Raw genomic sequence first — 12,790 nt, 5'->3', positions numbered from 1 at the left:
GGATAGAGGCTTAAGCTGTAGTTTGGTTACGCTTCTGGTATACCGCCCGGGTATCAACAAGAGGCTTAATCGTTTGATTCTGCTGATTTGGAGTTAACGTGTTATCCACTACGCCATCCTCCTTTGTCAGCAAATCAAACAATTCGGTTCTGACCTGCTCTGCCGATTTGCCTGACTGGATGAAGCCAGCGGCACGATCCGTGTTCTGGGCAGCAGCACACAGAGATTTAATGGTTTCACACTCGGTAAGACGGCGTTGAACGTCTTCGATCCCCTGATGATTGCGGATAAAACCTTCCGCCATTTCCGGATAACCGGCTTTATTACACAATGACATCACCGCCAATGCATGAACCGACGTATTTTCATCTTCCGGCTCAGAAGGTGGAATGAACGGAGGAAGTAATGGCTTAGGCACATGGTTAAAGGCACTGAGATCAAAGTGCGCTGCCAGCTGCACCGCTTCTTCCACTACATCCACCAGACCATGCCCTTCCGCTTCACTGGCCGTAAACCAGGTTTCCTCATTCATCAGGTTGATGATTTCACTGACCTGCAGCCCACAGTTGGCCGCATAGGTCTGGGCAATCACCTCCGTGGTTTTGTCCAGCATATCCGCCACTTTGCGCAGCTCTTCGGCATCACCGCCGACCCAGCCAAACGGGTTATGAATCATCATCAGGGCATTGGCCGCCATATGGATGGTGTCACCTGCCATGGCAATGACGCTGGCAATACTGGCGGCCAGCCCTTCAATCCTTACATGGATATGTGCCTTGTGGTGACGCAGTGCGTTGTAAATGGCAATCCCATCAAACACGGAACCACCGGGGCTGTTGATGCGAACCGTGATTTCACTGGTATCCAGCTCCTTCAGGTCATGCACCAACTGCCTGGCAGAAAGACCAGCCCAATCGCCAATCACATCGTAAATCAATAATTCTGCGGGCTGATTTTGGTCAGCCTGATTCTTCAGCGTATACCACGGCTTATTGTTCAGGGGTTTCTTGCTCATCCTTGTTTTCGTCCTTGTCAGTAGTGGAAGGATCCTTCGAAGACTGCCTGCCATCGCTGTCGTACTGAAGGGTCAGCTCATCGGCACGACGATTGTCAGCGGCGATTTCGTCATCAATCTGTTCGCTGTCATACCCCTGTTCAGACACCACTTCTGAACGAGATTTGAAGCCACTGCGCACTGCCAAATTCTGGGCCTGCATATCCTGAACCGGATGCATGTAGGGCCAGCCCTGGGGTATCCATTTCACCCGACGATAATCGGCTTTGTTTTTGTGAAATCGGGGCGCATGGATTGCCCCGCTGAGTACGGCCATCTCCAACCAGCGATTCCAGACGGGTCTGCAAAACTGAAACACCAACTGGTTATGCTGGATCTGCTGAATGCGTCTGCGGAACTCATTCAGAACTACCCGTAATGCCCGATCACTGACGCCTTTCATATCTCCAGACAAAATCTCATAAGGCAACCCAATACCGGCAGCAACGGCCATTAATTGCTGACGGATAAAATCGGGATAGTTGCTGGCTGCACCCGGTGGTGTATTGAAGGTGATCTCCTCCCCCGGCGAGAGTTCCTGCATCGTGCCAGGCTCCATTGCCACCATGGGCACACCTTGCAGGTCGTAGACAATCGGTCTGCCCGTGAGTGGATCCACTTTCTCGCCATCCGGCGCTGGCTTGGTGATAAAGCCGGTGAACAGGTTGGCAATTTCCTGCCTTAATAGCGTGGCATCATCAAACTTGTCGAGATGAAACATCCGCAGCAGCACTTGCGTCAATAACGGCTGTCCTCTTAACTGACCGGGTCGCAAAGGTTCATATAGGTGTAGAACTTGCTCTGCAGGAATACGACGCAGGTCTGCCGTATCCAGAGTGGTGTAATCGGAAGGGTGCTGTCGATGCATCCAATAGGCCACCCGTTTGCCAACTGCGTTGAACTCAATGCCAGCACGAATCTTATGGCCACGCTTCAAATCATCGTTGTAATCCCAGGGAACAAACTCCGCTTCCAGCAGCTGCACTTGCAGAGGCACGCTGAGTCCATCGGATGGTTTCCGAGGCCTCAGTCGGGCAAAGCATTCACCGGCTTCCAGCATGGAACGCACTGCCAGTGATTGCTGGCCATAAAAGTCCAGCTGACCATCCGCATCGGATTCATCGGACCAGTCCAGAAACAGTGCCTGCAGGTTTTGACGGAACCGATCATTGCTCGCTTCAGACTTGGGTTTGATCCCCGTACCGACAATATTGGCTACCAGCTTTTCCAGCCCGGATGCCGCCCAGGGATCATTGCGAATCGCCGCTCGAGAACGGTTGATTAACGTCCCCAGATTACCGGTCAATGTGTTATTCGGGCCGGAGGATGGTGCCGACCAACTCTGGCTTCTCCGCCCTCGCCCAGCGGAGGTGTAGGCCAGATTTCGGATCGTTTTCGATGATGTCTGCAACCATTTCTGTCGTATCCAGTCAAACAAGGGTGTCCGTCCTCGCAGTAAGAAATGGAGTGGTTGATTTTGAAAGCGGTGGTTATTTCAGCCCTGATCCTGGGCTGTTTTCTGATGATGGCTAACCTGGCACCCTGCCTGTTGAGTAACCCACAAGGCAACGATAAAGACGACCCAAGAAAGCTGACCGCTGATCAGATCCGGCAATCCATCACAACGCTGATTGTGTTGCTCATAGTGCTGGTGATGGTCCTGCATTTCTGGCGGTAAGATCAGATGCCGCGTCGGGAATAGATGCCATACTGGCGTGGCCGCTTCTGCTGTTTCGCCAGTTCACGCTCAATGGCCTGCAGTCGCCTTTCCATCTCGCCGAAGCTGGCGTATTCCACCTTTCGGCCTTCAAATTCCACGGTGCGGGTTTCCCGCAGCAACACGGCTCGTTTCAGGGCCTGGTATTCAGCATCGGTAATCATGGGTTTACCCATTGAGGTAGGTACTGCGAGAGATTCGACGATTGCGATTCACGGCGATATCCGCTGGTTCTTCTTGTTCTATCTGCACTTCCGGCTCTGGCCGTTGTGCTGCCAGCTGTTCCAGATCCAGTCCTCGATGTTGCTGAAGGATTCTCACAGCCGTCAGCGCATAGACCCGACAATCCAGTGCTTCGTTGCGCTTCTTTTTGGCATCCCATTCAAAGTAGGCAACACCGTGTTTGTATTTACGCACCTTCTCTTCTGCCGTGGCCTGCTTGAAGTAATCCTCATCAAAGCAATCACTGATCGGCCAGTGGCAGTAGCCTGCGCCAGGCTCAAGAATACGGTAACGCTGATAGATCAACTCTTTCGCGGTATCCGTTCCTACGAGAGTGAGATAAACGCCTTTCTTGTTCTTTGTCTTGGGGAAGGTCGCAATGGGTTTACCCGATTGAGATGCTCCTTTGATCGGTATTAACCAGTCAGGTCCCTGCTTGCGGGAAAACGCATAAACTTCATCGGTAAAGTGACCACCTGAGTCCATGCAGATCTGGGCCAGGTTCATCAGTACGCCATCTTGCCTGCGGTAAGGTTTCCTCAACCGGTCCGCAAGAATGGACCAGATTTCCGGACGAGACAGATCGCCATAAAGGCGCACATAATCAATAGACCAGCTCTCTTCTCCTGCTCCCCAGCCCACCACTTCAAACTCGACCCGGTCATCCTGCACATCAATACCACAGGTCAACACTTCTACTGCCCAAGGCACGTCAGCCGGGTAATGCTCACGACGCTGATAGAGCAACTCATGATCCACCGTTTCACCGGCTTCCTGCCAGGTCTGGCCAAGTACCGTATTGGTCCAGTCTTTGAGAAGAATGGGATTGTATTTCGCTGCCAGAAAATCGGCAACGGCATCTTGCCAGCTGTACCAACCGTTAGGGCTGTAGAGCGAACTCAGGTGGTAACCACGAATTTTACTATTGGCTTCGGGATTCATTGGGACCCACTGTCCCTTGCCCAGTAGGTTTGGTTTATCATGCTCTCCCATTTGATGCTGACAGCTAACGCATTCAAAGCACGCTGTCTCAGGGTCGTGGTTTTCAAATTTGATCTGTGGCCATTCGATGGGCTGCATGTGATTGCACTTAACACAAGGCACATGATATTGCCGCTGATCACTGGCCTGATAAGCCGCTTCAATTTTGCTGGCTCCGGCAATATTGGGTGTGGAAACCATTAGAATCTTGCGATTACGGGAAAACGTCGCCGTTCGTTTAATAGCCAGATTGATCGGGCTGCCTTCCCCGTCCACATCATCTTCATAGGCATCCACTTCATCCAGAAAGAGGAAACGGGCAGGCATGGAACGTAACCCCGTCGCCGAGTTGGCACCGGTGATGATCAATACGCCGTTGGGAAACTCCTTCACCATCTGGGTGTTGCCGGAATCCCTGGAACGGGGATCTTTTACCAAATCCCTCAGCACCGGCATGACCTCAATCATGGGCGCGATCCGCTGCTTGGAGGTTCGCTTGGCCATATCCAGAGTGGGCAGCACATACATCATCGGTCCGGGCGTGTGATGTACCACATACCCCAACCAGTTATTGCCGCACTCTGTGTTGTGAGTAGGAATCCACCCTTTTCCGCATAAATACAATTGATTGGGTGAGCTGACTTCAATACAACGAACCGGCACTGATTGCGTGGTTTCTATCGCCTCTATACGACGACGCTTTGACTTGGTGGGCCGACCTTTACTGCTGGGCCGCATCCGCGCAAATTTGCGGGACAGTCGAAACATAGGGTCTTCACTGTAAGCGGTCCATGATACTCGCCAGCATGGAAGGCTGGTACAGACCCCGCCGCCCGGATAAGCTTTGGTTTTAGGAGAACGATAATAGACACTGGCCTTGTAGCCCAGGCTGGCCAGCAGTTCACACACCCCATCCACCAGTTTGCGATTGGTATTGGCAAACTCACAACGCTTGCCATCGGGAGTGATACTGCCATCGCTGTCCATTAACCCCTGAATCAACGCTAACCGCTGACTCCTGGAGGATCTCAGGTACTCCTCAGGAATATGTTTGTTACCCAATACGTCCAGATAACTTAACGCCTGGGTAAAATTAGAGCCATAGCAGGAAACGGCTTCAGCTCCCTCCCGTTCAAAATAGGATTGAAGCCTGATTGTCGGATCAATCACGATATTCGCACAGCGCCCTTTCCGCCAGGTGGGCAGGCGAAATACCGCATGTACCCCGCACGCTTGTAACTGCTCGCAAAGTTCTGTATCCGATTCATCAACACTGATGTGGTTCATGATGCTATTGCCATCACCCAGCCACACACCCAGCACATAGGGATGGACAACCAGATCCCTTTCCGGTAGTTCGACCGGCGCACAGGTATCAATGGCATAACGCCGACGTTTACTTTTACCAATCAGTGTTCGACCCAGCATCTGCTGCGTGGTCAGCGTCTTCTGCACTGGCTGGTCATTGGTAAAATCCCAAACCGGCCAGCGATGATCGCCATCACAGGTTACTGTTTTGCCATCATCAAAGTGCAGGGTAAAACACTCTCTACCAATAAATACTGGCGATACACCCTGAACCCGACAGGGTTTACCCTGCTCATCAAACAGCCAGTCACCGACTTGAATCTTTCCCATTGTGGTCCAACCATCCACCGTAGGAATAGGCGTATCTAATGCCAGAGGACCACCCACCTGAGCGCCTTTCATAAAGGCAACCTGATCCACATCCGATGAGGGTGACAGACAGTCCATAATCTCTTTCAGATAGGGCGTCCGGGAAGTTCTCCATCGTCCGGCTTCCTTGGCAGACTTCATGGGAAGGATTCTGTGCTCATCAGCCCATTCAGAGACAGTGAGTCGCGTATCCGGTTTTAAACCCGCAAAAAATCCAGAGAAATAGGGGCTGTCCATGCCTATCCTCACACGTCCACTGTCACATTAAATGGCAATGGGTAAGGACTACCCATCGATAAAACGGTTGGAGCTTATTGCTGACTCAGTGCCTGAAGAATGTTCTCGAACTCGTCCATCAACAACTGCCGTACCTGCGCCGGATCATTCTCAGCCGCCAGTACATCCGACAATCGATCCGGGATCCCCAGTAATGAATCCCGAACAATCCTGCCTGCTCTGAATGCATCTTCTCTGACTTTTGAAGCATCGGTCAGCTTGCCAGCCTTCTCTTCATACTCCATCTTGGCCATTTTGGCCTTGAAAGCTTCCCGCATGGTGCGGGCTGTGACGAAGTCAACGGCCTGTCGTGAATCCGTGGGCGATGTGGGTAAAACAGCTTCGCTTTTGGTCTGTGTTCTCAGTTCGTTGGAAGGCTCCGATTGGGCCTTAATGGCGGCCATCGCCTGCTCTGGATCAATCTTCCCATTGACCAGCTGGATCTTGCCAGACCCGACCAGTTTTCCCACATATTGTCGGCTCCAGCCTTGACGTTTGGCGAATTCTGACTGCGACAGTAGCTTCATAACCCCGCTCGCCCCCTCTCTTCCCCGCCAGAGCCCGACCTATCCTCCAAGCAATTGATAATTATCCGCTTTTTCTTGATAACCAGCGGTTATAGAGCCTAACTGTACATAACAACAACAAATCAACCGAAAGGACAAGCCAATGAACAAACGCATCGAAAAAGTCCTGGAAGCCATCGCCAAAAACAATCGACTGTTCGACACCCTGAGTGAACGAAAAACGTCCGAAGATTTCAATGAAGTTGCTGTCTGGTGTGTCCGGAAAGCTCTGGAAGAGGCCTACCAGCAAGGATTCGAAGATGGACAAAAGCAATAACCCAAAAAGGAGAAGCACCATGAAAAACGACAAACTCACTTCAGCTCAGGAAAGCGTGTTAAAGCAAGCAGCAAAAACCGGCACCCTCAAAAGCTCAGAACTCACCATCAAAGGGGGAGCCCGAAAGAAAGTGTTAGAGAGCCTGACCAGTCGGGGCTTCCTGATTTCCCTGAAAGAACCCAATACCTACGACATCAGTCCGCAGGGCAAAGCGGCTATTGGTTTCGAGGATAAACCAGCCTCTAAAGACAAGGGCAAGATTCGCACTGGCACCAAGCTGCATACCGTGATTGAACTTCTGGCCCGCCCGGAGGGTGCTGCCATTGAAGAAATCATGGACAAGACCGGCTGGCAGAAGCACACGGTCCGAGGCACTTTCGCCGGTGCCCTGAAAAAACGACTGGGGCTGACCATCGAATCGGAGAAACCGGAAGGTCAGGACCGAATCTATCGAATCACCGCCGGACTGGAGACTGTCTTATGAGCACCCGGTCAAGAATCGCGAGGCTGCTGGATGACGGCAGCTATCGCTCGATCTACTGCCACTTCGATGGGGATCGGGTTGGCCAGATCCTGAGACAATATTTCTCCAGTGAGAATGATGCCAGGGCAATTATCAATCTTGGAGAGTAACTATTCAGCACCCTTCATATAAATCTGGAATTTTCTGATTTTTCGACCATCATCTTATACTCAATTTTTCTAACAAATCTCCAGTATGGAACCAGACTTCCCAGCTACTCCGTTTACCGAAGCTCTCCTTAAAGAGAATGAAGAGCTTCGGACCGAGAATGCGCTTTTACGGGAACGTTGCAGCGAACTGGAAGAAAGGGTTAATAAAAACAGTCAAAACAGTAGTAAGCCACCATCGTCAGATGGTTATCAAAAGCCCAGTAAAAAAGGGAGTGATAAAGGTGATACATCTTCCAAAGAAGCCCCCTGCTCCTCACAGGAAACACCGAACCCCAAAAGCCTTAGACCATCTTCAGGCAATAAACCAGGTGGCCAGAAAGGTCATCAAGGCTCTTGTTTGAGACGTGTCGCCTTACCCGATTATGTCAGGCATCTGAAGGTTGAAAAATGTTGCTGTTGCCAGTCTTCGCTTATCGATATTAAACCCACCAAATACATTGAGCGACAGGTTTTTGATCCAGGTAGACCCGGAGAATTTGAAGTTACCGCGTACTGGGCAGACGTTAAAGTATGTCCTTGTGGTAAACGGAACACCGCTGAGTTTCCCCAAGGAGTGAAAGCCGCTGCTCAATACGGAGAAGTGACTCAGGCAATGGCTGTTCATTTAAACCAGTATCACTTCATCCCATATCACCGGGTGTCTGAGTATTTCAATACTATTTATTGCATGAGTGTCAGCGCAGGCTCTGTTGCCAATTTTGTTGCCTATACCCATGAGAACCTGGCCTCTACTGAGCAGAGTATCCGCGATGCTTTACAAGAAAGTCCGGTTGCAGGAGCGGATGAAACTGGCATGCGGGTTGACGGTTCACTGTGGTGGTTACACATTATGCGAGATGACCAATGGACGCTTTACTACCTCTCAGAAAGGCGAGGTTGTGAAGCAATGGATGCAATGGGCATCCTGCTGACTTTTGCAGGCATTCTGGTTCACGATCATTGGAAGTCCTACTTTGCCTATGCGGCAGTGCATGTGCTTTGTAATGCCCATCATCTGAGAGAGCTTCAGGGAGTTGTCGATAGGGATGCGAATAAGCTGGCTCTGCGGCTGATGAAATTGCTTACGCTCTCCTGGCACTTCTGCAAGAAATACAAAGCAGCCGGTCTGACTCAAATGCCTGGTGCAATACAGCTTCGCATTGAGACGATATACGACCAAATCCTTCAAAGGGCTCTCACGAAGGAAACCGCTTATATGGAAAAACAACGACAGGTGCTTGGACGTAAGAAGGTCAGGAATACCAAGGCCTACAACCTGTTCAAAAGGCTTATTGAGTTTAAGGTTGAAACGTTGCGCTTCATGTCGGACTTTTCAATTCCCTTCGATAACAATGGCAGTGAACGTGATGCCAGGATGGCCAAACTTAAGCAGAAGATCTCAGGCTGCTTCAGAAGCGAAGACGGAGGTACCATGTTTACCCGAATCCGAAGCTATTTATCATCTGCTAAAAAGCAGGGGTTGAACATATTTCAGGCGCTTCTTAAAGCGGTTCGAAATTACAACAATACGCCTTTGCTGGGTGCTGAATAGTTACCTTGGAGATATTTCAGGCATTGATAAAGACGGCGCCAAAGCATACAAAGACATGGGCGATCCGTGGAGTCGAGTGCGTCCCAAACACAGTGCAAACTTAACAGCGCTATTGAATCTGGCGTACGACACCGATGCCGAGTTCCTGCACTACTGGCAGGAAGGCCAATGGCATACTCTCCAGATGAGTGGTCCACGATGATGAGACCACCTGTTCTTCTGGCCGTTGAACTCTCCAACGGCCATTTTATGTCCTGTCGCCTACTTCACCCTGACAGCAATACACTCGACTATCTCAATCGCTGGTACCAGGAAATGTATGAAGCTATTTTCCTGATTGAGCTCGGCAACCTCCACTCCATCCAGCGGACAAGAACCATGGCCATGCATCGTGATTGGGGAGAGTTCTGGAGCGATCATCAACCGCGATTCTCCCCTTCCTGGAAGCATTTAAGAGCACTGGCCCGCAGCCTGAAAGTGACAACCGTTTTAATCAATGCCAACGGGCGATGGGAGCCTCATAAGAGTTGACAAGAGGATAACCTGATTGACACTGAAAACCAGATAAATGCTGGCTTGAGCCGTTTTTTGTCAACCACTGTCAACCCCGTTTTTTTCTCTGTCGCTGGCGAAACCTCGCGCTGTTGCATACCCGCATTAGCTAAAGGTTCGCAGGGTCCCTCCGCCTTACCCGAAGCCAGTAATGACAGGGCTTTCAGAGCATCAAACGGACGATACCGAACTTTTCTGAATCGGTGCAAAACCACAGCTACACGACACATAACCTTTATCACCTGCTTTGCGTCCATGTTCTCGCCACCTTCTCCACACCACGACTGGCAATGTAACCACCAATGCCCAGCTGGATAATGCTGAACAACTTCAGCTCAACCTCTGCACTGAGATCAGGGGCCGCCCAGCCCATCCAGCGACACACAACCAGTGCCGTGAACACCAGCATCACAACCGGACGCCAGCAGCGTTGCAACCAGCTCTCGCCCTTGGCTTCTGTATTGATGACACCCGCCTGATGCTCCAACTCTTCAAGCTCACCGTTGATCATCATCTCAGCTAGCTGTGCTTTAGCTTCACTTGCTTTGTTGGCATCAGGGAACAGCTTATCAATGACCTTCCCCACCAAAGGGACAGCAGCCGCCCAGCTCACAGATCAACTCCCTGCAGCCCTTCCTGGTAGAGCCATACTTCAACGGGAAAGCTTGGGCAGGCTTTGTGTTCGCTGAAGTGGTTATGACCCCGTACTTCCACATCAGGGTACAGAGCCTGGTGACCAGCAATCAGCAGCTTCAGCATGCGCTTCTGCAGTGGGGTAAAGTTATCTTCCGGCTGGTTGTTGTTATCCAATCCACCGACCAGACAAATGCCCACGCTCTCATGGTTATGGCCCTTGGCATGAGCACCCCAATCATCAACAGGACGGCCCTGCTTCACCGTACCATCCCGTTCAATCACCCAGTGGTAACCGATATCGATAAAGGCCCGTTCAGTCGTGTGCCAGCGTTTGATATCGTCAAGGGTGATGTTCTGATTGCCCCGGGTGGCCGAGCAGTGAATGATCAGGTAGTTGGTTTCCGTGCGCTTGCCCATGCTCATCCTCTGAAGATTGAATGGAACTTTTTCAATAATTAAAACTCACATTCGGTAGGTCCTTAAACGTAATGGTCGAAAAGAATGCAAGTAACCAGTCAACATGTGGTTCCACAAGCAAAGTTCTCACAGGAATCAAGTCCTGAGAACATCAGTGCTCAAACAAAAGGTTATAAAGTTAGTAAAGCTAGCGGTGACAAATTATGTCAGCCTATTGAAAATAACAGCTCTGCTTCAAACGCTACGGTTAAAAGTTCAAGTTGCAATGAAACAAAAACTCTCTTGAGTGAAAGAAAAGCTTCTAACTCTAAAAAAGGGGACATTAGATCTCAGGAACACAATAGCCAGCAAAGAATGAAAGACACTATGGGTTCCCAAGGTGCTGGAAAATGGCATAAATACAATGGTCCTAACAGCGGTTCACCATGCGCGGGCTGCAGGCCTTTTCAGTTTCATGCGTACAAAGGAGTTAGATAATTCATCCTTTCAAATAATACGTAAAAAGCCCGATAACTGTGGTCAACACAATCCAACCAAAGCGCTCGACATAATTGAGCATCACACCCCGTCGACTGGACAGAAACTCCAGCTGCCGAAGGCGTTTATCCTGCTCATCCAGACGTTCATCCTGACGGGTCAGGCTGGTAGTCTGATGGGTGATTCGTTCCTCGATCATGGCCAGCCTGGACACCGCATCGCTGAGCTTGTCGAGCTTAGAATCAATCTGATCCAGTCGCCGCGAGAGATCGTCCATGTCACTCGGTCTCCTTTTCTTCCCTAACAAGGAGACACTTCCGCCCTCCCTGGCGGTCGTCCCTGTTTTGCTCAAAGGTCAGTTGATTTGATTCCAGATAGGCTTCCTTACCAGCGTACTCCTCCCAACGGCGCACAATCACATCGACGTATTTAGGATCCAATTCCATGAGTCGGGCACTGCGGTGGGACTTCTCACAGGCGATCAGGGTAGAACCTGAGCCACCAAACAGATCCAGCACGATGTCCCAGGTTTTGGAGGAGTTGCGAATGGCCCGTTCCACCAGTTCCACCGGCTTCATGGTAGGGTGCAGATCATTTTTCACCGGTTTGTTGAAGTACCAGACATCGCCCTGGTCGCGGGCTCCGCACCAGAAGTGTTCTGAGCCTTCCTTCCAGCCGTAGAGAATCGGTTCGTATTGACGCTGATAATCGGAGCGCCCCAGGGTGAAGGTGTTCTTGGCCCAGATGATAAACGTGGACCACTTGCCACCGGCCTCCCGAAAAGACTTCTGCAAGGTGTCCAGTTCAGACGACGACATGCAGATGTAAATCGCGCCCTTGCAGACACCGAGCAGGTTGCTCATGGCCGCCAGCAGGAAGGTGTAAAACTCCGTGCCCAGGTTGTCGTTTTTGATCCGGCGATCTTTTTTCGCTTTGCCGTTTTTCTCAGGATTTGCATAATCGACGTTGTAGGGCGGATCCGTGAACACCATGTCCGCCAGCTGGCCCCCCATCAGGGTTTCAACGTCAGCCTGTTCAGTTGCACTCCCGCACAATACCCGGTGATCCCCCAACACCCACAGGTCACCAGCCTGACTGACCGGATGATCTTCCGGCTCAGGAATCTCATCGTCGTCGGTTTGCCCTTCTGGTTCGTCCAGCAGCAGCAAACCTTCGAGTTCTTCATCGGAAAACCCCATCAGGTCCAGATCAAAATCCAGCGCATCCAGTTCGGCCAGTTCCTGTTTCAGGAGACCTTCATCCCAGCCGGAATTGGCCGTAATCTGGTTATCCGCAATCACCAGCGCCCGTCGTTGCGTCTCGGTCAGATGCCCCAGCACGATCACCGGCACCGTTTCCATCCCCAGCTGCCTTGCCGCCATCAAACGTCCATGGCCTGCTACGATCACATCATCGCTGCCCACCAGCACCGGATTCACAAACCCGAACTCCTCGATCGACCGGGCGATCTGGGTCACCTGCTCATCGGAGTGAGTACGAGCGTTATTGGCGTAGGGCACCAGGCTGGCAACGGATCGATGTTCGATGGATTCGACGAGGATTCTTGCCATGGTTCTTCCGTGAACGTGGGAGAATTTCAGGTAACAAAAAACCCCAGACCGGGAGTGGTGCGGGGCTTGGATGTACTTTGCTTCGAGCTTAGTGTTTATTTTGGTCAAAACCTGGAAAAGTGTCCAACGCCTGAAACGACCCG

At 51.2% G+C, this 12,790-nt stretch carries 17 protein-coding genes; 8 read left to right on the top strand and 9 right to left on the bottom strand.

The window, feature by feature from the left end; translation table 11 throughout:
• Positions 1-10 precede the first annotated feature (10 nt).
• Together ACOCLE_RS04395 and ACOCLE_RS04390 are read right to left on the bottom strand one after the other, a co-directional pair.
• Positions 11-1,015 (bottom strand): head maturation protease, ClpP-related, encoded by a 1,005-nt coding sequence (locus ACOCLE_RS04395; protein WP_419535671.1) that lies wholly within the window; start codon positions 1,013-1,015, stop codon positions 11-13.
• On the bottom strand, positions 990-2,465 hold the full coding sequence (locus tag ACOCLE_RS04390; RefSeq protein WP_419535670.1) for a phage portal protein: 1,476 nt from the start codon (positions 2,463-2,465) through the stop codon (positions 990-992). The genes ACOCLE_RS04395 and ACOCLE_RS04390 overlap by 26 nt, the downstream gene beginning before the upstream one ends.
• Before the next feature lie 60 nt (positions 2,466-2,525).
• Here ACOCLE_RS04390 and ACOCLE_RS04385 point away from each other — a divergent pair, with 60 nt between their 5' ends.
• Positions 2,526-2,732: a hypothetical protein gene (locus ACOCLE_RS04385; RefSeq protein WP_419535669.1), complete on the top strand. Its 207-nt coding sequence runs from the start codon at positions 2,526-2,528 to the stop codon at positions 2,730-2,732.
• Positions 2,733-2,734: 2 nt separating this feature from the next.
• Here the strand turns inward: ACOCLE_RS04385 and ACOCLE_RS04380 are convergent, their stop codons facing one another.
• From ACOCLE_RS04380 to ACOCLE_RS04370, 3 genes are all read right to left on the bottom strand, one after another.
• Positions 2,735-2,935: a phage head-tail joining protein gene (locus ACOCLE_RS04380; RefSeq protein ID WP_139117722.1), complete on the bottom strand. Its 201-nt coding sequence runs from the start codon at positions 2,933-2,935 to the stop codon at positions 2,735-2,737.
• A gap of 4 nt (positions 2,936-2,939) precedes the next feature.
• Positions 2,940-5,792 (bottom strand): terminase gpA endonuclease subunit, encoded by a 2,853-nt coding sequence (locus ACOCLE_RS04375; protein ID WP_419535668.1) that lies wholly within the window; start codon positions 5,790-5,792, stop codon positions 2,940-2,942.
• 170 nt (positions 5,793-5,962) lie between these two features.
• Positions 5,963-6,454, bottom strand: a complete 492-nt coding sequence (locus tag ACOCLE_RS04370) for a hypothetical protein (protein ID WP_419535667.1) — start codon at positions 6,452-6,454, stop codon at positions 5,963-5,965.
• Between the two features lie 142 nt (positions 6,455-6,596).
• On the opposite strand from ACOCLE_RS04370, the gene ACOCLE_RS04365 reads away from it, so the two are divergent.
• The 6 genes from ACOCLE_RS04365 to ACOCLE_RS04340 all read left to right on the top strand — a co-directional run bounded on the left by ACOCLE_RS04365 (position 6,597) and on the right by ACOCLE_RS04340 (position 9,525).
• The gene (locus ACOCLE_RS04365) at positions 6,597-6,770 is read left to right on the top strand and encodes a DUF6900 domain-containing protein (protein ID WP_419535666.1); all 174 of its coding nucleotides are present in this window, start codon (positions 6,597-6,599) and stop codon (positions 6,768-6,770) included.
• Positions 6,771-6,789: 19 nt separating this feature from the next.
• Entirely contained in the window at positions 6,790-7,254 is a 465-nt protein-coding gene (locus ACOCLE_RS04360) for a DUF3489 domain-containing protein (RefSeq protein ID WP_419535665.1), read from the top strand.
• The gene (locus tag ACOCLE_RS04355; protein ID WP_419535664.1) at positions 7,251-7,403 is read left to right on the top strand and encodes a hypothetical protein; all 153 of its coding nucleotides are present in this window, start codon (positions 7,251-7,253) and stop codon (positions 7,401-7,403) included. The genes ACOCLE_RS04360 and ACOCLE_RS04355 overlap by 4 nt, the downstream gene beginning before the upstream one ends.
• A gap of 85 nt (positions 7,404-7,488) precedes the next feature.
• Positions 7,489-8,994, top strand: a complete 1,506-nt coding sequence (tnpC, locus tag ACOCLE_RS04350) for an IS66 family transposase (protein ID WP_419532963.1) — start codon at positions 7,489-7,491, stop codon at positions 8,992-8,994.
• Positions 8,984-9,196 carry a hypothetical protein gene (locus ACOCLE_RS04345; RefSeq protein ID WP_419535663.1) on the top strand — a complete coding sequence of 71 codons (213 nt, stop codon included), beginning with the start codon at positions 8,984-8,986 and terminating at the stop codon, positions 9,194-9,196. Before tnpC ends, ACOCLE_RS04345 begins: the two co-directional genes overlap by 11 nt.
• The gene (locus ACOCLE_RS04340; protein ID WP_419535662.1) at positions 9,196-9,525 is read left to right on the top strand and encodes a hypothetical protein; all 330 of its coding nucleotides are present in this window, start codon (positions 9,196-9,198) and stop codon (positions 9,523-9,525) included. The genes ACOCLE_RS04345 and ACOCLE_RS04340 overlap by 1 nt, the downstream gene beginning before the upstream one ends.
• Before the next feature lie 259 nt (positions 9,526-9,784).
• On the opposite strand, the gene ACOCLE_RS04335 is transcribed toward ACOCLE_RS04340, so the two are convergent.
• Complete coding sequence (locus ACOCLE_RS04335; protein WP_419535661.1) at positions 9,785-10,159, bottom strand: 3TM-type holin; 375 nt, start codon at positions 10,157-10,159, stop codon at positions 9,785-9,787.
• The gene (locus ACOCLE_RS04330; protein ID WP_419535660.1) at positions 10,156-10,599 is read right to left on the bottom strand and encodes an N-acetylmuramoyl-L-alanine amidase; all 444 of its coding nucleotides are present in this window, start codon (positions 10,597-10,599) and stop codon (positions 10,156-10,158) included. Before ACOCLE_RS04330 ends, ACOCLE_RS04335 begins: the two co-directional genes overlap by 4 nt.
• 84 nt (positions 10,600-10,683) lie before the next feature.
• Here ACOCLE_RS04330 and ACOCLE_RS04325 point away from each other — a divergent pair, with 84 nt between their 5' ends.
• Positions 10,684-11,076 (top strand): hypothetical protein, encoded by a 393-nt coding sequence (locus tag ACOCLE_RS04325; RefSeq protein ID WP_419535659.1) that lies wholly within the window; start codon positions 10,684-10,686, stop codon positions 11,074-11,076.
• A 1-nt stretch (position 11,077) separates the two neighbouring features.
• On the opposite strand, the gene ACOCLE_RS04320 is transcribed toward ACOCLE_RS04325, so the two are convergent.
• Positions 11,078-11,353, bottom strand: a complete 276-nt coding sequence (locus ACOCLE_RS04320; protein ID WP_419535658.1) for a hypothetical protein — start codon at positions 11,351-11,353, stop codon at positions 11,078-11,080.
• A gap of 1 nt (position 11,354) precedes the next feature.
• Positions 11,355-12,647, bottom strand: a complete 1,293-nt coding sequence (locus ACOCLE_RS04315) for a site-specific DNA-methyltransferase (protein ID WP_419535657.1) — start codon at positions 12,645-12,647, stop codon at positions 11,355-11,357.
• Between the last annotated feature and the right edge of the window lie 143 nt (positions 12,648-12,790).

Origin of the sequence: Endozoicomonas sp. (genome assembly GCF_965196975.1) — a bacterium.
Classification (GTDB): Bacteria; Pseudomonadota; Gammaproteobacteria; order Pseudomonadales; family Endozoicomonadaceae; genus Endozoicomonas.
This window is presented reverse-complemented; position numbering and strand designations above follow the sequence as displayed.

What these genes read in the sequence shown, in the direction of transcription:
- ACOCLE_RS04395 (WP_419535671.1), bottom strand. Translation starts at nt 1,015, where the DNA reads ATGAGCAAGAAACCCCTGAACAATAAGCCGTGGTATACGCTGAAGAAT.
- ACOCLE_RS04380 (WP_139117722.1), bottom strand. Translation starts at nt 2,935, where the DNA reads ATGATTACCGATGCTGAATACCAGGCCCTGAAACGAGCCGTGTTGCTG.
- ACOCLE_RS04375 (WP_419535668.1), bottom strand. Translation starts at nt 5,792, where the DNA reads ATGAAGTCTGCCAAGGAAGCCGGACGATGGAGAACTTCCCGGACGCCC.
- ACOCLE_RS04370 (WP_419535667.1), bottom strand. Translation starts at nt 6,454, where the DNA reads ATGAAGCTACTGTCGCAGTCAGAATTCGCCAAACGTCAAGGCTGGAGC.
- ACOCLE_RS04365 (WP_419535666.1), top strand. Translation starts at nt 6,597, where the DNA reads ATGAACAAACGCATCGAAAAAGTCCTGGAAGCCATCGCCAAAAACAAT.
- ACOCLE_RS04360 (WP_419535665.1), top strand. Translation starts at nt 6,790, where the DNA reads ATGAAAAACGACAAACTCACTTCAGCTCAGGAAAGCGTGTTAAAGCAA.
- ACOCLE_RS04355 (WP_419535664.1), top strand. Translation starts at nt 7,251, where the DNA reads ATGAGCACCCGGTCAAGAATCGCGAGGCTGCTGGATGACGGCAGCTAT.
- tnpC (WP_419532963.1), top strand. Translation starts at nt 7,489, where the DNA reads ATGGAACCAGACTTCCCAGCTACTCCGTTTACCGAAGCTCTCCTTAAA.
- ACOCLE_RS04340 (WP_419535662.1), top strand. Translation starts at nt 9,196, where the DNA reads ATGAGACCACCTGTTCTTCTGGCCGTTGAACTCTCCAACGGCCATTTT.
- ACOCLE_RS04330 (WP_419535660.1), bottom strand. Translation starts at nt 10,599, where the DNA reads ATGGGCAAGCGCACGGAAACCAACTACCTGATCATTCACTGCTCGGCC.
- ACOCLE_RS04325 (WP_419535659.1), top strand. Translation starts at nt 10,684, where the DNA reads ATGCAAGTAACCAGTCAACATGTGGTTCCACAAGCAAAGTTCTCACAG.
- ACOCLE_RS04320 (WP_419535658.1), bottom strand. Translation starts at nt 11,353, where the DNA reads ATGGACGATCTCTCGCGGCGACTGGATCAGATTGATTCTAAGCTCGAC.
- ACOCLE_RS04315 (WP_419535657.1), bottom strand. Translation starts at nt 12,647, where the DNA reads ATGGCAAGAATCCTCGTCGAATCCATCGAACATCGATCCGTTGCCAGC.